The 19051-nt window shown below is 65.3% G+C and carries 15 protein-coding genes and 3 pseudogenes; 14 read left to right on the forward strand and 4 right to left on the reverse strand.

From position 1 onward, the window contains the following. Positions 1-64 precede the first annotated feature (64 nt). A complete protein-coding gene (locus V6590_RS15960) occupies positions 65-1162 on the forward strand; it encodes a Fic family protein (protein ID WP_335424676.1) in 1098 nt (365 codons plus the stop codon). Positions 1163-1454: 292 nt separating this feature from the next. Here V6590_RS15960 and V6590_RS20955 read toward each other — a convergent pair. The 3 genes and pseudogenes from V6590_RS20955 to V6590_RS15975 form a co-directional block, all read right to left on the reverse strand. Beyond that, positions 1455-2000: pseudogene (locus V6590_RS20955) on the reverse strand (hypothetical protein); the annotation flags it as partial. Positions 2001-2208: 208 nt separating this feature from the next. After that, positions 2209-3165, reverse strand: a complete 957-nt coding sequence (locus V6590_RS15970) for an HNH endonuclease (protein ID WP_335424678.1) — start codon at positions 3163-3165, stop codon at positions 2209-2211. 479 nt (positions 3166-3644) lie between these two features. Further along, a complete protein-coding gene (locus tag V6590_RS15975; RefSeq protein ID WP_335424679.1) occupies positions 3645-4307 on the reverse strand; it encodes a helix-turn-helix transcriptional regulator in 663 nt (220 codons plus the stop codon). A gap of 261 nt (positions 4308-4568) precedes the next feature. Between V6590_RS15975 and V6590_RS15980 the strand changes: the two genes are divergently transcribed. The 7 genes and pseudogenes from V6590_RS15980 to V6590_RS16010 all read left to right on the forward strand — a co-directional run bounded on the left by V6590_RS15980 (position 4569) and on the right by V6590_RS16010 (position 14050). Next, positions 4569-5831 carry a site-specific DNA-methyltransferase gene (locus tag V6590_RS15980; RefSeq protein WP_335424680.1) on the forward strand — a complete coding sequence of 421 codons (1263 nt, stop codon included), beginning with the start codon at positions 4569-4571 and terminating at the stop codon, positions 5829-5831. After that, positions 5828-6121, forward strand: a pseudogene (locus V6590_RS15985) (ParB/Srx family N-terminal domain-containing protein); the annotation flags it as partial. The gene V6590_RS15980 and the pseudogene V6590_RS15985, both read left to right, overlap by 4 nt. After that, positions 6121-7713 (forward strand): annotated as a pseudogene (locus V6590_RS15990) (DUF2793 domain-containing protein); the annotation flags it as partial. The pseudogenes V6590_RS15985 and V6590_RS15990, both read left to right, overlap by 1 nt. 294 nt (positions 7714-8007) lie before the next feature. Further along, positions 8008-8688, forward strand: a complete 681-nt coding sequence (locus tag V6590_RS15995) for an SOS response-associated peptidase (RefSeq protein ID WP_335424681.1) — start codon at positions 8008-8010, stop codon at positions 8686-8688. Beyond that, complete coding sequence (locus V6590_RS16000; protein ID WP_335424682.1) at positions 8678-9280, forward strand: ImuA family protein; 603 nt, start codon at positions 8678-8680, stop codon at positions 9278-9280. The genes V6590_RS15995 and V6590_RS16000 overlap by 11 nt, the downstream gene beginning before the upstream one ends. After that, positions 9207-10706 carry a Y-family DNA polymerase gene (locus V6590_RS16005; RefSeq protein WP_335424683.1) on the forward strand — a complete coding sequence of 500 codons (1500 nt, stop codon included), beginning with the start codon at positions 9207-9209 and terminating at the stop codon, positions 10704-10706. The genes V6590_RS16000 and V6590_RS16005 overlap by 74 nt, the downstream gene beginning before the upstream one ends. Beyond that, positions 10703-14050 carry an error-prone DNA polymerase gene (locus V6590_RS16010; RefSeq protein WP_335424684.1) on the forward strand — a complete coding sequence of 1116 codons (3348 nt, stop codon included), beginning with the start codon at positions 10703-10705 and terminating at the stop codon, positions 14048-14050. The genes V6590_RS16005 and V6590_RS16010 overlap by 4 nt, the downstream gene beginning before the upstream one ends. Before the next feature lie 1195 nt (positions 14051-15245). Here V6590_RS16010 and V6590_RS20960 read toward each other — a convergent pair. Continuing rightward, the gene (locus V6590_RS20960) at positions 15246-15410 is read right to left on the reverse strand and encodes a hypothetical protein (protein WP_434063273.1); all 165 of its coding nucleotides are present in this window, start codon (positions 15408-15410) and stop codon (positions 15246-15248) included. Here V6590_RS20960 and V6590_RS20965 point away from each other — a divergent pair. The 6 genes from V6590_RS20965 to V6590_RS16040 all read left to right on the forward strand — a co-directional run bounded on the left by V6590_RS20965 (position 15354) and on the right by V6590_RS16040 (position 19035). Beyond that, positions 15354-15623, forward strand: a complete 270-nt coding sequence (locus tag V6590_RS20965; RefSeq protein WP_434063272.1) for a hypothetical protein — start codon at positions 15354-15356, stop codon at positions 15621-15623. The two genes, V6590_RS20960 and V6590_RS20965, sit on opposite strands and share 57 nt — an antisense overlap. Continuing rightward, a complete protein-coding gene (locus V6590_RS16020; protein WP_434063270.1) occupies positions 15581-15835 on the forward strand; it encodes a hypothetical protein in 255 nt (84 codons plus the stop codon). Before V6590_RS20965 ends, V6590_RS16020 begins: the two co-directional genes overlap by 43 nt. A 17-nt stretch (positions 15836-15852) precedes the next feature. Next, the gene (locus V6590_RS16025; RefSeq protein ID WP_169728723.1) at positions 15853-15999 is read left to right on the forward strand and encodes a hypothetical protein; all 147 of its coding nucleotides are present in this window, start codon (positions 15853-15855) and stop codon (positions 15997-15999) included. A gap of 68 nt (positions 16000-16067) precedes the next feature. Next, positions 16068-16706 (forward strand): N-acetylmuramoyl-L-alanine amidase, encoded by a 639-nt coding sequence (locus V6590_RS16030; RefSeq protein WP_335424685.1) that lies wholly within the window; start codon positions 16068-16070, stop codon positions 16704-16706. A gap of 23 nt (positions 16707-16729) precedes the next feature. Next, complete coding sequence (locus V6590_RS16035; RefSeq protein ID WP_335424686.1) at positions 16730-16924, forward strand: hypothetical protein; 195 nt, start codon at positions 16730-16732, stop codon at positions 16922-16924. Between the two features lie 176 nt (positions 16925-17100). Continuing rightward, positions 17101-19035 carry a prohead protease/major capsid protein fusion protein gene (locus V6590_RS16040; RefSeq protein WP_335424687.1) on the forward strand — a complete coding sequence of 645 codons (1935 nt, stop codon included), beginning with the start codon at positions 17101-17103 and terminating at the stop codon, positions 19033-19035. Positions 19036-19051 lie beyond the last annotated feature (16 nt).

The raw sequence follows: 19051 nt of genomic DNA on the forward strand, positions 1-19051 counted from the left end.
GTGTTTTTACTTGCGCTTGCGGAGAATTCGGACAACAATCGCCGCACGTTATGCGGAGAATGTGGTGTACATCTGGGAGCAAGACGACTGGCCACGGCTGACCTGGCAGGATGGCAGCATTGCCGCGCTCCTGGCTGCCGTCCGTCACGAGCAAGGGCGATTGATCGGCCGTATGGAGGCGCTGGGCTTCAGTCTGCGCGAAGAGGCGGTTCTGCAGACGCTGACGCAGGACGTTGTCAAGACAAGCGAGATCGAGGGCGAGCTTCTGGACGCCACACAGGTGCGGTCATCCCTCGCCCGACGGCTCGGCATCGACATTGGCGCCCTGCCTCCAACCGATCGCAATGTGGAAGGCATCGTCGAGGTGATGCTGGACACAACGCGGAACTTTCAGGCCCCGCTCACCGCCGAGCGCCTTTTCGGATGGCATGCGGCGTTGTTCCCCACCGGCCGCAGCGGCATGACGAAGATCATCGTCGGGGACTGGCGCGATGACAGCACCGGCCCGATGCAGGTGGTGTCAGGGCCCTATGGCCGGGAGAAGGTTCACTACTCGGCCCCGCCCGCACCGCGGATCGCGGCGGAGATGGAAGCCTTCCTCACATGGTTCAACGCGCCCTTGGCCACCGACCCTGTGATCAAGGCGGCACTGGCGCATCTGTGGTTTGTGACGATCCACCCCTTCGAGGACGGCAACGGGCGCATCGCCCGCGCCATCGCTGACCTGGCGCTTGCCCGGTCGGAGGGGAGCTCGCAGCGGTTCTACAGCATGTCCGCGCAGATCAGGACCGAGCGAAACGCGTACTACGACCAGCTTGAGCGCACCCAGAAGGGCGGCACGGACGTCACGGCTTGGATCCTGTGGTTCCTCGACTGCCTCGGCCGTGCCATCCACGGCGCAGATGGTGTCTTGGCGGCGGTCGTCGCCAAGGGGCAGTTCTGGGAACGCACTGCAGGGCTGGCGCTGAACGAGCGCCAAATCAAGGTGCTGAATCGCCTGCTCGATGGGTTCGAAGGCAAGATGACCTCGTCGAAGTGGGCGGTGATCGCCAAGTGCTCGCAGGACACGGCGAACCGTGACATCGGGGCTCTACTGGACCTCGGTCTGCTCCGGAAGGGCGAAGGCGGCGGGCGCAACACGCACTACGAGTTGGTGCTGTGAGGGTCCCTTCGTTGACCGACTTGCGGCGCGCCTGAATGAAACTGCGGATGTTCGACTCCAGCAGTCGCGCGCCCCACTTATCATAAATGTCAGCCAGCTGTTTGCCACGGATGACAGCCAGATAGGATGGCAGTTCTGACTCCGGACCCGAAGCTCGAAGGGCTGGAAGGCCTCCGCCGAAGTCCTCGGCAAACTTGACGACGATCTTTTCCTTGGAGCCCGTGGTTTCGACCCTGTGCAGACGGGTCAAATCCCAGATGTTATAGGTCACGGGGATGTCGGAAATGCTTCCAGCAACGACGGCATCTGTCCGGGCGCTGTAGATCGCGTTCGTGACAAGGATCAATTTGACCTTGGTCACGGATGACCACGACTCGGCGATCATCGTAGCAACGCCGAATTCGGGTGACTCGATGTGCAGTTGGTCCCGAAACTCCCGCCGACGTGCGGCTGCGACGAAATTGATCAAGTGGCCAAAGAGCTTTTTGGCGCCGGCTGCGTTCAAGGTCGGGGGCTGTTCGTCTTCGAAGACTTCGCAGACAATGACGCTGAGGATGCCATCGGTTTCCCTACGGTCACCCCCATGGCCATCGATCCGAAGGGACTTTCCGGATGCAGCCCCTCGATAAGCACATCTGTCGGACGTCTCGATCTCGCCTTCGGCTTCCAGAGTTTCGCAGAGCCGTTCGAATGCGACGTCCTCGAGTGGCAGGTCAGTTTCCGCACACTCTTCCCGCAGCTCGGCAACAAGATCTTGGTTGAATTCGACAAGCTGGTTCAAACGGGGCTCCGAAGCGCAAGGCACAGAAAAGGCGGGGGTTCTCCCGCCACGCACCACAGTAGCCTACGCGCGGAGGTCAAGCCGACGCAATGCTGTTTCCCCGTGGCGATGTGTCCTGAAGTTTGTGCCGAACGAGGGCCTGACCAAGCCCAAAGCAACACGACAGAAGGCCGCGCATGAGAACCGTCCCAGCCCACCGACACCCGCAGCAGGCCACCCTTCCAACCAAGCTGACACTGATGGAAGGCGAACATTGAAGACCGGTCTATTCCTCATGGCCAATCAGCAGAGCCGTTCCCTGCACGACGACGATTGGAAAGTCTTTGAGTCGTCCCACAGACGCAATCAAGGTTTCCCGGATGGCGTCTCGTATCGGGTCAAGGTGGAGCTGTCGGTGACAGTTTGGACAGCAGGCGGCTGCATTGTCCGTAGTGTCCGGACCGCCTTCTCCCAAAGGGCGGACATGATGCACTTCGAGATAGGGCTCCCCACTGGCACGCAAGAATGGAGCGGCATCGCCGCAAACCTCGCAGTGTCCTGCCGCCTCGTTCAGCACCCACGCGATGACGTTCGGATCGCGGACAAATCGCGATGATGTACCGCTAGCTCTTTGCGGTACTGTCTGTCCTGCCGGAGGCGGCACATCTCCATGCTTGCCGGCAGCGCGAATGAGAGCCGTCGCTTTTTCGACCCGCTTCTGTAGTTCGTCCGGATCGCCGGTGGGTGCTTCGTTCGGCGTGCGAACGACGGGACGTATCGGACGGGCGAGTATGCGTTCGATGGCATCAGCAGTCATTCCCGGTGCCTCGGACCACTCCATTCGTAGCCGCATGCGCTTTGTCCGGTTGCCGCGGTCACTGCCATCCGTCCGGTTGAAGGCCGCCGACGCACGCCCGATCGAATGCCGTAACTCTTGAACATCGGATATTGTCCGCAGGGGCAAAGGCAGCGGAAATCTGTCGAGGCTGACCCTACGATCATCTTCCGCCAGCTTCATAGCAACGCGGCTGGCCACATGAAGTTCCTGCAGAACCATGCCGAGTGCTCCCATCCGGGAAAGGTGCAACTCCATTGCTGGAATATACGCACTGTTTCTGGCGGCGTTCGGGCCGTGGTCCGATCCGCCTCGGGATTCGAGGATCAGATCGAAACCATCCGGTCGAGGTTCAACGGAGTAAAGCGCATCCAGTTCACGACCGCTGTCATCAAAGGGCTTCAACATGTCACAATTTCTCGAGTCCGATCCGTTGCACACGAGAATGCTGAATCCGCTCAGCGGTTTGAAGTCCCTCCCTGCCATACTTGGGCAAAACAGGCGACATGGGCACTATTGGCCTTTCGCTCGTCGGGGACCGGTCGTCGCTGCACTTTCTTTTCAAGTGCAGCTGGAGGCAGCCCCCTCGTCTGGTTCCTCCCCGGCGCTGAACGTATGCGGGGGGGCGCAGCGCGGCGGTTCGCTAGCGCGAGGCATTTTCACCGGGGAAGCCAGGCGGAAGCCACCTTGCGACCTGATGCCGGAATTCATGCGTCAGATCAGCAACTTGCGGAATCACGATCTGGCCGGTGTGGATTCCCGGCGGGAAGCCAGGGAATCCACATTTAGGGAAGCCATCGGATCGGAAGCCACCTCGTCTCGCGGCTACGCGGCAACTCTTTGTCGGGCCGCCGCTGCAAGCCGCGCCGCAGCAGAGGCCAAAGGCGTCAGGCCCGCCCGGCTTCCTTCTCCAGAAGACCTTCCAGCAGCGCCAGACGATCCTCGCTGAAGTTGCCGGGGCGCGGGGTGAGACCGCTGATGGCACGGACGAAGAACTGGCGGAAGTCCTCGCGCTCCGCGCACCAGGCGAGCAGCTTCACTCCCTGCGGCGGATGCACCAGCGCCAGCGGCAGGACCGTCCGCGCAGTCTCGTTCCCCGACAGGTCGGTATAGTTGAACGACACCGGCTGGCAGGCCCGGATGGCGGCGTGCAGCGTGGCGAGGTCAGCGGCGGCCGCCTCTGGCACGTCCTCGGGCCAGTATTGCGCCGGGCGCACGTCGAGCATCTGGTAGAGGCGTGCCAAGAGCGCGCCCTCGGGGTCGGTCTGGGACAGGCGCTCGATGGCCGCATTGGCCGCGGCGGCAGTAACAGGGTCGCCGCGGTAACCTGCAAGTGCCAGGCCACGCAATGCCGCATCGCGCAGATCGGCGTCGAGGACAGGCGCCGGGGTCGCCATGGTGCTGGCCGCAGCGCCATTCCCGAAGCCGATCGCAGCGGCAGCACCGGCAAGCCGGGTGCCGAGAGCGCGGCGTGTCAGAGTCAGGGGCTGGGTGCGACCGGGTCGCATGGCGATTCCTCCTTGGGATTGAAAAGGCGTCCCTGATCGCACGGCGCGACCCTTTCGATCCAGCAATTTGAAGCCCCGCGCGTCATTCCATTATGGCGTGTTTCGGCTCTGCCATGCCTGCCCTTGTTGCATTCCCTGACCTGCCCATTTGTCTTTCAAGGAAGATATTGAATCCGCTTCACTTTTCGGGTTGACAGACCTGCCCCCATTGACCTACCCCTTGATCATCGAAGAATTGCGCCCGGAGGAACCCCATCGCGGGCGCTTTTCATTTACCCTCCCCCACATCCCGAGCCCCGCCCCATGGACCTCGTCTTCGCGCCGAGCCAGGTAGAGACCTGGCCGATTGCCCGGCTGCGCCCCTATGCCCGCAACGCCAAGATGCATGGCGACGACCAAGTGGCGAAGATCGCCGCCAGCATGGCAAAGTTCGGCTGGACCGTCCCCTGCATGGTGGCCGACGACGGCGAGCTGATCGCGGGACATGGCCGGGTGCTAGCCGCGACCATGCTCGGGCTGACCCAAGTGCCGGTGATCCGGCTCAGCCATCTCGACGAGGCTGAACGCCGGGCGTACCGGATCGCCGACAACAAGCTGACCGAACTGGGCGAATGGGACGAGGCGCTGCTGCGCGATGAGATCGCGGGGCTGCTTGCCGAGGATTTCGACCTGTCGCTCTTGGGCATCAGCGACGATGACCTCGATGCGTTGCTGCGGGATCCCGAGGCGCTGGGCACCGATGGCCCGGTCGAGGGCGAAGACGATGTGCCCGAGCTGCCGGTCACGCCGGTGTCCGTGCCGGGCGACCTCTGGCAGCTGGGCGCGCACCGCCTGATCTGCGGTGACAGCACCTTGGCCGATGTGGTCGGGCGGCTGCTGGGTGACGTGCGCCCGCTCCTGATGGTCACCGACCCGCCCTATGGCGTCGAGTATGACCCCTCCTGGCGCAACGCCGCGGGCGCGGCCAAGACAAAGCGCACCGGCAAGGTGCTGAACGACGACCGGGCCGACTGGCGCGAAACATGGACGCTGTTCCCCGGCGACGTCGCCTATGTCTGGCACGGCGCGCTGCATGCCGCGACCGTGGCCGACAGCCTGACCGCCGCAGGTTTCGCCATACGGTCGCAGATCATCTGGGCGAAGGACCGGCTGGTCCTCAGCCGCGGCGATTACCACTGGCAGCATGAACCCTGCTGGTATGCCGTTCGCGCCAAGGGCAAAGGCCATTGGGCGGGCGACCGCAAGCAGACGACGCTGTGGCAGATCGCCAACCGGGATCAGGATGCCGACACGGTGCACGGCACCCAGAAGCCGGTCGAATGCATGCGCCGCCCGATCCTGAACAATTCCAGCCCCGGCCAGGCGGTCTACGAGCCCTTCATGGGATCCGGCACCACGCTGATCGCGGCCGAGACCACGGGCCGCGTCTGCTTCGGCATCGAGTTGAACCCGGCTTATGTCGATGTGGCCATCCAGCGCTGGCAGTCGCTCAGCGGCCAAGAGGCTGTGCTGGCGGAAACAGGCGAGACCTTCGCCGTCCTCAAGGCGAAGCGGCTCGCGGCATGAACATGCCCCTCCTGCCCGGCCGGATCGAACACTGGCCCCTGGCCCGCCTGCGGCCCTACGTCCGCAATGCCAAGACCCACGACGGCGACCAGGTGGCGAAGATTGCCGCCAGCATGGCCGAGTTCGGCTGGACCGTCCCCTGCCTTATCGCCGCGGATGGCGAGTTGATCGCCGGTCATGGCCGCGTCTTGGCCGCGGCGCAACTGGGGCTGGCCGAGGTGCCGGTGATCATGCTGGGCCATCTGACCGAGGCACAGCGACGCGCCTACCGGATCGCGGACAACAAGCTGTGGTGGGCGAGCCGCGCGACGTGTCGGACGCCGTGTTCAGCCTGGTGAACGATGCGGACCCGACGAAAAAGGCGGCCTTCTCGCTGACGGGGATCAGCGCGGGCACGACGCGCAGCTTTACCCTCCCGAACACATCCTCGGAGCTGGCGATCCTCGCGGGAACGCAAACCTTCACCGGCAACAAGACGTTTTCGGGGACTCTGACGGCGTCCGGGACCGTGACTGTCTCGGCGGCCAGCGCCTCGATTGGGACGGCAACGACGACGGCCACCTACGGCATGGGCACTGGTGCGACGACGACCGGCGTGACCAAGACCGTGAACCTCGGCACCGGCGGTGCATCCGGATCGACCACCGTCGTGAACATCGGCTCGGCCAGGGCTGGCGCGGGCGGGACAACCGTAGTCAACACGCCCACGGTCACCTTCGCCAATGCGGTGACGCAGGTCGGCATGCCGCAAGCCAACCTGACCGCCCAGCTCTTGGGCCTCGGCGGGGCAACGGCCGACAGCTACAATCGGCTGTCGGTCAATACACCCGCCGTCCTTCTGAACAACGCAGGTGCCGGGATCGAAGCGACGGTCAACAAGGCCGCGGCCGAGAACGACGCCGCCTTTGCCTTCAAGACCGGTTTCTCCGCCCGCGCGCTGATCGGCCTTCTCGGCAACGACGATTTCAGCTTCAAGGTCAGTCCGGACGGGTCAGCCTTCTTCGACGCGATCCGGATCGACCGTACCAGCGGCCAGCTGGAGCTGCCGCAGCCGACGGTCCTGCCCGGCCTCAGCGCCGCGCCGACCCCGCCGCCCTCAGGGAAGGCCGCCGTCTATGCGCGCAGCCGTGCCGGGGCGCCATGAATCGACGTCATGCGTCCCTCGGGACGGGATTTCCCTTTGCAGCCGCATTTCGGGGTGAACCGGATCGCCACGTGGTCACCTTCGGTCACGACGACGATCACCACCGAAGGGATGCCGATCACCTCGGTCGGCACCGTTTCGCACCCGACGCTGGCCGCGACGAACCTGGCCGCCTCGATGCGGCGCTGGCGCCTGACTTCGGCGGCGGTGGTGGACTCGGTGGCCGATCAGCGTTCCGCAGGTTGGGCCTGCTGGCGCGGGAACGCGGCGGGCCTCGGCGGCTGGACCTTCGTGACGCGGATTTCGCTGACGACCCTGCAGGCGACCGGGATGGGGTTCTTCGGCCTCTACGGCTCTACCGCCGCGCTGGCCACCACCCTGACGCTGGCCGCGGCCATCAACTGCATCGGCATCGGCTTCCAGCGCGGGACGCACTCCCGTTGGCAACTCGTGGCCAACGATGGCACCGGCGCGCCGGCGCTGACTGACATGGGGGCGAGTTTCGCCAACGCGACGGGCGGGGTGCTGACCCTGTTCATCGCGGCCCCGCCGAACTGCAGTTCCGTCTGGGTCCGAGCAGTGAACGAGGTCACCGGAGCCATCTTCGAACAGGAAATCACGGCCGACCTGCCCGCGGCGACCCAGTTCCTGTCGCCGCGGCTGTTCCTGAACACCGGCGCCACGGCCTCTGCTGTCGCCTACGACTACGCTGGGGTCTACGTCGAGACGGATTTCTGATCCGGCTTCATGGAAAACCAACTCGCGTGAAGCCCGAGCCGGGCGACATCAAAACGGGAAGCGCAGAACGCCTCGACCGTGGTGTATCGCCCGGCCCGGATCACAGGTTCACGGTTTCAAATAGCGGCAGGGATTCGCTGCACCGGAATGGTGGCACGGCAAAGCGGCACCTGTCTCGTGCGGCGATGGGCAAAATTGTGCACCTTGGATCAGGCCGAAATCTGAACCACGCTTTCCCCAAAGCCGTTGTTCTGGAAGTGTTCCATCCTGTCTTTATGATTCCCGGACCTGCGCATGTGCAATATGTACTCCCAGACCAAGAGCCAGGACGCCATGCGCCATGTCTTTGACGACATGCGCGCGGATGACGAGGACGTGGTCGATCTGACCGGCAATCTGCCACCCATGACCGGAATCTTCCCCGACTATCGCGCGCCGATCATCCGGCACGGGGCGCAGGGTGGCTGGCAATTGACCTTGGCGCGCTGGGGTATGCCGACACCACAGGTGTTTCTGGCAGGCAAGCGCACCGATCCCGGCGTCACCAATATTCGCAATGTCGCTTCGGCCCATTGGCGACGCTTGCTCGGGGTGGAGCATCGCTGCCTCGTCCCCTTCACCAGCTTTTCTGAGATCGACAGCCGCCCGGGCACACCCCGCAACCATCCGATCTGGTTCGCGCTTGGCCAGCATCGCCCCCTGGCCTTCTTCGCGGGCATCCGCACCGAATGGACCTCGGGGCGCAAGCTGAAGGAGGGCGAGGTGACGGCAGAGCTGTTCGGCTTTCTGACCTGCCCCCCCAATGCCGAGGTCGCGAAGATCCATCCCAAGGCGATGCCGGTGATCCTGACCAGGCCCGAGGAGTGGCGGCGCTGGCTGACTGCACCGGTGGCCGAGGCCTTGCCGCTGCAACGCCCCCTGCCCGACGGCACGCTGCAGATCGTGGCGGAGGGAGTGCGGGAAGATGCCGCCTGAGAGCTTGCGCCCTGAACTGCCCCCCACCGACGCTTTCGATCTGCGCGGGCGACGTGTGCATGAGGCCGAAGGCCGCGGTCGCCGAACTTTTGCGCTGTTTCAGGCGGTGCGGCATCCCGGCCCGCTGGTCTGGATCCTGCCCGCCCATGTGCCGGAACTGCCGATGCTGCGCGGATTGCCGAAAGGTGTCGGCGAACGGCTGCACCTGTTCCGCGCCGAGGGCGAGACCGATCTGCTGTGGTGCATCGAGGAGGCACTGCGCTCGGCTCCCGTCGGCCTCGTCATCGCCGAACCGGAAAAGCCCCTATCGCTGACCGCCGGGCGTCGCCTGCAACTGGCGGCCGAGGCTGGGCGGACCACCGGCCTGATGCTGATCCGCGAAGGCGCGGGCAGCAATGCCACCGAAACGCGCTGGGCCTGTGCCCCCGTGGCAAGTCCGGCTGCGGACTCGACTCTGCATTGCTGGACCCTTAATAAGAACAAAAAGGGAACTTGCGGAAGTTGGATTGTGAACTGGAATGGCGCGACGGCTGCTGTCCATCTGGTTTCCGAGGCTGGCCAGCGACATCAGCCTGCGGAACCGCCCGGTTGAAGGGCCCCTTGCCCTGAGCCTGCGCTCGGGCAATGCCGATCATCTGCATTGCCTGAACCCCGCCGCCACGGCCCGCGGCCTGCATCGCGGCATGGCGCTGGCCGATGCCCGCGCGATCTGTCCCGATCTTGCCATACGCCCCGCTGATCTGGCGCGTGAGGCGGCGGCGCTGGCGTCCTTGCGCCGCTGGGCCAGCCGCTATGCCCCCATGATTGCAACGGATGGCGCGGACGGGCTGATGGCCGATATCTCGGGCGTGCCGCATCTGTTTGGCGGCGAAGCCGATTTGCGCGAGGACTTGCACGCGCGACTGACGCGGGCGGGCCTGCATGCGGAAAGCGCCATCGCCGGAACCCGTGGCGCCGCCCATGCACTGGCCCGTCACGGCGGCGGCATCGTGCCTGATGGGCGACTGATCGAGGGGATCGGTCGCCTGCCGGTGACAGCTCTAAGAGTGGATCCTGAAACGGCCGATGCGCTGGCGCGGGTGGGTCTCTCACGCATTGCCGATATGGTGCATTTGCCGCGCGCGCCTCTGGCCCGCCGCTTCGGGCAAGGGCTGGTTCTGCGGCTGGATCAGGCGCTTGGGCAGCGCGACGAGCCCGTGGCCGCGAAACCGGACGGCCCGCATTTCGGGGTGCGGATGACACTCCCCGAACCGATCGGGCTGCAATCCGATGTCATGGCGGGGCTGGAACGCCTGCTGGACCGGCTCTGCGCCAAGCTCACCCAACATCAGATGGGTGCGCGCCGGGTCCGGTTGGAGCTGCGCCGCGTGGATCGCCACTCGGCACAGGTCGAGATCGGCCTTGCCCGGCCGATCCGCGATCCTGCCCGGATTGCGACGCTCTTTGCCAAGGGCGTCGGCGAAGTGGATTCCGGCTTCGGCATAGATGCACTGCGGCTGACGGCGCCGGTGACCGAGGCGCTGGCCCCGGAACAGATCGGCGGCGGGCCTGCTATGCGGCATGAAGATGCGCTGGCCGACCTGCTGTCTTCGGTCGGCAACCGCATCGGCTTTGACCGGGTGCTGAGGCTGTTGCCTGCGACCAGTTTGATCCCGGAGCGCAGCTTCCTCCTGGCCCCGGCTGCCTATACCGCATCCGAACCGATCCCGCATCGCGGGGGGGCGGCGCGGCCGATCTCCCTGTTTCCGCCCGAGCCGGTGACCGCCGCCTCGGGCAACCCGCCCGCGAGTTTCCGCTGGCGACGCATGCGTTTCACCACGCTGCGCGCGCTGGGCCCGGAACGGATCACACCGGAATGGTGGTTCGACGATCCCGCCTGGCGGTCGGGCCTGCGCGATTACTGGCGGATCGAGACCCGGGAAGGGCCGCGGCTCTGGTTGTTTCACACCCCGCAAACCCCGGCCTGGCCCGCGTCCGGAGGGGCGCAGAACTGGCACGTACAGGGGGAATTCGCATGATTCCCTATGCCGAACTTTGCGTCACATCGAACTTCACCTTCCTGACCGGCGCCTCGCATCCCGAGGAACTGGTCACGCGGGCGGCAGAACTGGGGCTGAGTGCCATCGCCATTACCGACCGCAATTCGGTGGCAGGCGTGGTGCGGGCTTTCTCCGCGCTGAAGGAACTGGCGCGTCTGCGCGACGAGGCACGGACCATGGCGGCAGAGGCGGGCCCCCCCATCCGCTCGCAGCGCGTGACGGACCATTCCAGCCGCCAGACCGTGCCGCATTTCACCGGACAGACTGATGCCCCCGCCATGTCGGACGCGCCGCTGCCGAAACTGATAGCCGGGGCGCGTCTGGTGCTGACTGACTCCGCCGTGGAATGGCTGGCCCTGCCCACCGATCTTGCCGCCTGGTCGCGCCTGACCCGGCTTCTGTCGATTGGCAAGCGGCGCGCGGCCAAGGGCGAATGTCACCTGCAACGCGCCGATCTGGTCGAATGGGGCAAGGGCATGGTGCTGATCGCCCTTTCGCCCGACCCGCTGGACGATCCCGGCCCGAAAAGCACCCGCGGCGATCTTCGCGCCATCGGCCGCGCCTTTCCCGGGCAATGCTTCCTGGGCGCCGCCCCGCGCTATGACGGCCGTGATCAGATCCGTTTCGACCGGATTGGCATTCTGGCGCAAGAGGTGAGCCAACCGATGGTCGCGGTGGGCGATGTGCTGATGCACCGTTCCGCCCGTCGCCCCCTGGCCGATGTGCTGACCTGCATGCGCCTTGGCTGCACCATCGACGCCATCGGCGAACACCGGCTGGTAAATGGCGAGCGCCGCCTGAAATCCGGCGCCGAGATGGCGAAGATGTTTCACCGCCACCCCGCCGCGCTGCGCCGCACGCTGGAGATTGCCGACCGTTGCGCCTTTCGCCTCGGCGACCTGCGTTATCAATATCCCGATGAATCGGAGAACGAGCCAGCGCAGGACCGGCTGGAACGGCTGGCGCGCGAAGGTCTTCACTGGCGCTACCCTTCTGGTGCGCCGCCAAAGATCGTGCATCGCGTGGAAAAGGAACTGACCCTGATCCGCGAGGTGGACTACGCCCCCTATTTCCTGACCGTCCACGACATCGTGCAGTTCGCCAGATCGAAGGGCATCCTCTGTCAGGGGCGCGGCTCCGCCGCCAATTCGGTGGTCTGCTATCTTCTGGGCATTACCGAGGTGCCGCCCGAGTCGATCACCCTGATCTTCGAGCGTTTCATCTCCAAGGAGCGCGGCGAGCCGCCGGATATCGACGTCGATTTTGAACACGAACGCCGCGAGGAGGTGATCCAGTGGATCTATGCCCGCTACGGCCGCGAGCGTGCCGGGCTGACCGCCACGGTGATCCACTTCCGCTCGCGCGCCGCGATCCGCGAGGTCGGCAAGGTGATGGGGCTGAGCCAGGACGTGATCGCCCGACTTTCCGGGCAAATCTGGGGCTGGTCTTCCGCGGCGCCCGGCGAGGATCGCTTGCTCGACGCAGGTCTTTCCCTCGCGGACCGCCGCGTGCAACTGGCCGTGCAACTGATCGGCGAGATCATCGGCTTTCCCCGCCACCTTTCACAGCATGTCGGCGGTTTCGTCATCACCCGCGGGCGATTGGACGAACTTTGCCCGATTGAAAATGCGGCGATGGACGACCGCACCATCATCGAATGGGACAAGGACGACATCGATGCGCTTGGCCTCCTGAAGGTCGACATCCTTGCGCTTGGCATGCTGACCTGCATCCGCAAGGCCTTTGCGCTTCTGGAGGAGCATCGCGGGCAGCAGCTGACGCTCGCCAATGTGCCGCCCGAAGACCCGCCGATCTACGATATGCTCTGCCGCGCTGATGCCATCGGGGTGTTCCAGGTCGAAAGCCGGGCGCAATTGAACTTTCTGCCCAGGATGCGGCCGCGCAAATTCTATGACCTGGTCTGCGAGGTCGCCATCGTCCGCCCCGGCCCGATTCAGGGCGGCATGGTGCATCCCTTCATCAACCGCCGGATGGGGCGCGAAAAGGTCGAAGATCTCGGTCCCGCGATGATGGAAGTTCTGGGCCGTACATACGGCGTACCGCTGTTTCAGGAACAGGCGATGCAGATCGCCGTCGTCGCCGCAGGCTTCACACCATCCGAGGCCGACCGTCTGCGCCGGTCGCTTGCCACCTTCAAACGCATGGGCACCATCGGTTCGTTTCGCGACCGCTTTGTCAGCGGCATGCTCGCGCGCGGTTACGATGCAGATTTCGCGGCGCGCTGCTTTGCCCAGATCGAGGGCTTCGGCAGCTATGGCTTTCCCGAGAGCCACGCCGCCAGCTTTGCGCGGCTGGTCTATATTTCCGCCTGGCTGAAATGCCATCATCAAGCGGTGTTCACCTGCGCGCTTCTGAATTCGCAGCCGATGGGCTTCTATGCACCGGCGCAACTGGTTCGCGACGCCCGCGATCATGGGGTGGAGGTGCGGCCCATTTCGGTCAACCACTCGTTCTGGGACTGCACGTTGGAACCGCGCCCCGATGGGGCGCTCGCCCTGCGGCTCGGGTTCCGTCAGATCAAGGGAATGCGGGAAGAGGACGCCATCTGGATCGCCGCCGCGCGCGGTAACGGCTATCCCGATGTCGAAAGCCTGTGGCGCCGGGCGGGCGTGCACGCCGATGCGCTGGAACGGCTCGCTGAGGCCGATGCCTTTTCCGCCATCGGTCTCAATCGCCGAGACTCTCTGTGGGCAGCCAAGTCGCTGAAAGCCCCGGCGCCGCTGCCCCTCTTTGGTTCCGACGGCGAGGGAGCTGCCGAACCCGACGTCAAGCTGCCCCAGATGACCTTGGGTCAGGAGGTGATCGAGGATTACCTATCGCTGCGGCTCAGTCTTCGCGCCCATCCGATGGAACTGCTGCGACAGCGCTTGGCCGAAAGCCTGGCCCATGATCGCCTGCCACAGGCCAGTGGCCGCATCACAGTCACCGGCCTTGTCATCACCCGGCAGCGCCCCGGCACGGCGTCGGGCGTCATTTTCCTCACTCTGGAGGACGAGACCGGCACAGCCAATGTCGTGGTCTGGAAGCAGGTCTACGAGACCTTCCGCAAGGCCGTGATCGCCGGGCGGCTCGTGCGCGTGACCGGCCGGATCGAGCGCGACGGCCCGGTCACCCATCTGATCGCCGAGAGGGTCGAGGATGTTTCCCCCCTGCTGGCCACTTTGGGCCGCCCTGTCCTGATCTCGCCCAACGACGGTCGCGCCGATGAAACCATGCGCCAGACTGGCGGCAGAATGAGACCAACAGCGCGCCATCCCCTCGAACAGGCACGGAAGCTGTTTCCGAGTCGGGATTTCCATTGATCGGGAAAATGGAAGCATTCGGTCATCCGCTGGCCCGTGGATGGGGGGCTCGTAGAACGTTGACCATGCGTTGACAAGAATTCGCAACGCAAAAAACACGACGGTTTACGTCGGGATCTAAGCGTCTGATGTCTTTGGTAATTTTGGTTGCGGGGGCACGAAACCCTCGAGAGCGAACCGAGCTCAGGATGGCTGTCTAGGCTTCTCACATGCAACGCTGCCCAATTGAAACCAATGTCATTTACCGCCGTGCTACTATGTCGGCCAACCTCCTGAACCGAGCATCCGCCACGAGAGATAGGTCCGCTTCCCGGAGGGTCCAACCCTCCCGCTTGACCCGCTCACGTAGGTCATACCACCCCATGTCGTGGGGGCCGGTATTCTTCCCGTTTAGAACCTCCAGAATGATATTCCAGAGCCGCCTAGCATCATCCGTCAGATTGTCGGATTTACGAATTTCGTGGGTTAGATTCCGGAGTAACTGCGGGTGTATGCCGGACCACCGTGAAGCCCACCACGCCACGATGGGGCTGTCAGCGTTCTTCCCGATCCAGCGTCCCAGAGCATCCAAACGTGGGGGAAGTTGTTCGTATCCGGTGATGACGGTTCCACCCAGACGATGCTGGTCTGGCGGGTTTTCATCACCCGGCCTCCAGATGAGCAGATCATCATGAGCCATGGGAGACTTCGGACCCGTCTCTGGTTGACGCGGTGGGTCATCATCGAGGCCGTAGACGATGAGTGGATCAAAGGTCTCGGCATTTTCCCCATAGCTCGATGATGGCTTTGCGGTTCGACATGTGGCGTCGAACACACACAACCATTCTGGGGTGACCGGTGGTTCAGCGTTGGCAAACAGTTTCGCCCCGGGTTGGGTTCTGACCAGGTGGGCAACCATACCACGCTGATGGGCCTCAAGTTCCCGTGGGCCCCGTCGGGCCATCTCAACAATTGATGATCGCCAGATTCGAGGGTCGTCTGCCCGCACAGCCCATGCGGTGAGGGTATCCCAGAGGGCGCTATGATCGTGACCTTGGCCCGGGTAGCCGCTATCTGGCCCAGCTGGCCGCTGGCATCGAGGCCGATCTGGTGTTCAGCTGGTTAGTGTCCGCGGAGTTGGTGTAAATTCATCGCCGTTGGCGGTGTGATCCTGGGCGGCCATCGAGGTGTAGGATCGAGGTGGAGTTTGGCGACTTCAACCAGAGACCATACGGAGCCCCCGATGACCCAAACCAACATGGACCTGTCCGAGCTTCTGGCCAAGCACGATCAGGGTGACTTTCTTCGCGGCATAGCTGAGGCTGTGCTGCAACTGATCATGGAGACCGATGTCGAGGGCCTGATCGGTGCCGGTCGGCATGAGCGCAGCGGCGAGCGCACGACCTGGCGCAACGGGTATCCTCGGTCGCGGCCTTGGCGGTCACAACGACAATTTCGGCGCTTGTCGAGGCGATCGGGATCGGTTTCCAGCGCGGCACCCACACGAACTGGCAACTGGTCACCAATGACGCGACCGGCGCGCCGACCCTTGTGGATCTCGGTGCCGGGTTCCCGGTCGCCACAGCCGGGCTGATCACGCTGACGATCTGGTGCCCGGCGGCGGGCGCTTCGATCTGGCTGCGCGCCGTCAACGAGCTGACCGGCGCCATCTTCGAACAGGAGGTGACGACCGACCTGCCCCAGGCGGCAACCTTCCTCGCGCCGCGTCTCTTCCTCAACAACGGCGCCACCGCCGCGGCGGTCGCTTTCGAATGCACCGGCCTCTACCTCGAGACCGACTTCTGATCCTGAAAGGAGCCCCAATGTCCCCTGCCGCCTCATCCGCCTATGTCGCCGAACTGCGCCAGCAGATCGCGATCCTCTCCGAACGTTGCGCCCTTCTCGCCGCCGAACTGGCCGCCGCCCGGGAGGTGCACAGCCCGCCGCCGGACCCACCCGCTGCCGGTTGACTCCTGCCCAAACCGCCCCGCGCCCCGCCCTCCGGCGGGGTTTTTCTTTGCCCGAAAGGACCAAACCCATGAACGACCAGATCGATGCGCTGAAGGCGCTGCAAATGGCACTGGCGCGGCTCGGCTACTACACCGGCGCGATCGACGGCCTCTTCGGCCCGCGAACCGATACCGCCCTCAAGGCCGTGGCAGCCGAACGCGGCGCGATCCGCAACCTGAAGCCCTTGGCCGTCTCAACACCAACCGGGCCGATGATCTTCCAAGGCAGCGCCCGCTACCCCGTGGAAGAGATAGTCATCCATTGCGCCGCCACCCACCCGGACTGGATGCGTGGCCAGCCCCTCACCGCCAAGCGCAAGGAGATCGACCGCTGGCACCGCGAAGAGCGCGGCTGGCGCAAGATCGGCTACCACCATCTGATCGATCGCGATGGAGCTATCCTGCCCGGTCGCGCCGAAACCGAAATCGGCGCCGGGGTCGAAGGCCACAACCGCGGCGTGATCCACATCTGCCTGATTGGCGGCGCTGGGTCATCCGCGACCGATCCCTTCGATCGCAACTTCACCGCCGCCCAGGATCGGGCCCTGCGGGGCCTGATCGACGCCATCCGCGCCGAGACCGCCATCACCCGCATCACCGGTCACAACGACCACGCCGCCAAAACCTGCCCGGGTTTCGTCGTCCGCAACTGGATCAACCGGGCCTGAACCCCATCAAAGGAGAGACCATCATGACCCTGATCAATCAGCCCACCCTTCGCCCGACCCGCAAGATGGCCGCCGTCGGCTGGACGAGCCTTCTCGGCCCGATCGTGGCCGCGATCATCGCGCCCTGGCTGCCGGGGCTGCCCGGCGCGGCTACGACCCGCGCGAAGTCGTCGAGGAATGGCAGAAATACGCCGCCCTCTTCGATCAGCTGGGCCTGATCTTCGATGCCGATCCCCGCCGCGTCAGCCGCGCGGGTCTGGCGCAAGCCGTGGACGCAGGCGGCAGCAGCCCGCCCCCCGACGAAAGGTAACCCCCCATGCCCCCGGAAACCCTGAACCTCCCGCTGATCACGCGTGAGGCCTCGCTGCGGCTTGTCCGCGGCGAGGGAGACGACATGACCATCGACGTGATCTGGACCACCGGCGCCACGGTGCAGAGGCGGCGCTATGAGGGCTGGGATGATGTCGTCGAATATGACGAGGAACTGGTCGTCACGCCGGGCGCCGTGCGGATGGACCGCCTCAACGCAGGCGCGCCGTTCCTCGACTCGCACCGATCCTGGGGCCTCGAATCCGTGGTGGGCGCCGTTCTGCCTGGTTCCGCCCGCATCGAAGGCGGCCAGGGCGTTGCCCGGGTGCGGCTGACTTCGGCGCCCGATGCCGCGCCGATCGTGCAGCGGATCATGGATGGCACGGTCTCGGCGGTCTCCGTCGGCTACCGCGTCCACCGCTACGACATCACCAAAGCCCAAGGGCAGCGCGAGTTGTGGCGTGCGGTCGACTGGGAGCCGATGGAAATCTCTGCCGTCGCCATGCCCGCCGATCCGGGGGCGCATATCCGGGGTGCCGATGCGGCAAGCAGCACCGCCCGAACTGAAACCCTCACTCCCTGCCTCCTCACCCGGGCCGATGTGCCCGCTCCTTCCCCGAACCAGACGAGGACCACCATGCCCGAAGCCCAAACGCCTGAAACCGAAGCAGCCGTGGAAACCCGCGCCGCGCCCATCGCGCCACCTGCGGCCGATCCGTCCCTCGATGCGATCCGCACCGAGGCGAACCGCGCCGCGGCGGAGGTGCTGGCCCTTTGCGAGCGCCACGCGCTGGGCGCAGGCTTTGCCGCCGATCTGATCCGGCGCGGTCTGTCGCTTGACGCCGCCCGGGCCGCAATCCTCGACAAGCTGGCCGAAGCCGATGGACCGGCGGCCCGGGGATCGGAGCCGGTCGCAGCCACCGCTCGCGGCACCGGCGCGGCCGATGCGGCCTATCGCGACGCCATGTCCGAGGCCCTTCTGCACCGCCACAACCCTGGCCGGGCGCAGCTGACCGACCGCGCCCGCGAATTCCGCGGCCTGACCCTTCTTGAACTGGCGCGCCACGCGCTTGACCGGCGCGGGATCGCCACGCGGGGCCTGTCGAAGATGGAACTCGCCACCGAGGCCCTGATCGGCCGTTCTGGCCTGCATTCGACCAGCGACTTCCCCCTGATCCTGGCGAACGTCGCCAACAAGACCCTGCGCGCGGCCTATGACACCACGCCCCGCACCTTCACCGCCTGGGCGCGGCAGGCGGTCATCACCGACTTCAAGCCCGTGGCCCGCAATCAGCTCGGCGGCGCGCCGGACCTGCTGCGCGTGCCGGAATCGGGCGAGTTCACCTACGGCACGATCGGCGAAAGCCGCGAGGTCTATGCGCTGGTGACCTATGGCCGGATCGTCGGCATCACCCGCCAGACCCTGATCAACGACGATCTCGACGCCTTCACCCGCATCCCTTCGGCCTTCGGGGCCGCGGCCGCCGATCTGGAAAGCGATCTCGTCTATTCGATCTTCTCGACCAACCCCAACATGGCCGACGGCAACCCGCTGTTCCATGCGTCCCATGCCAACCTCGGCACGGCCGGAGCAATCTCGGAAACCACCCTCGCCGAAGCTTACCGCCTCTTCGGCAACCAGCGGGGCCTTGAGGGGCGGCAGATCAGCGTCCTGCCGCGCTACATCATCACCCCCCCGGGCGTCCGATCGGTGGAGGCGCGCAAGAACGTCACCGCCACCACCCCGAATGCCGTGGCGGGGGTTAACGCCTTCGCCAACCGCCTGGAACCGATCGAAGAGGCCCGGCTGATCCCTGCCGCCGGGCCCGACCCATGGTTCCTCGCGGCCGATCCGGCGCGGATCGACACGATCGAGTTCGCCTATCTCGAGGGCCAGCAAGGCGTCTACACCGAGACCCGTTCGGGCTTCGAGGTGGACGGGATCGAAATCAAGGCCCGCCACGACTTCGCCGCCAAGGCTATCGACTGGCGCGGCCTCTTCCGCAACGCGGGCGTCTGAACCCCACCTCTGAAGG

Origin of the sequence: Gemmobacter denitrificans (genome assembly GCF_036964905.1) — a bacterium.
GTDB classification, from domain to species: Bacteria; Pseudomonadota; Alphaproteobacteria; order Rhodobacterales; family Rhodobacteraceae; genus Gemmobacter; species Gemmobacter denitrificans.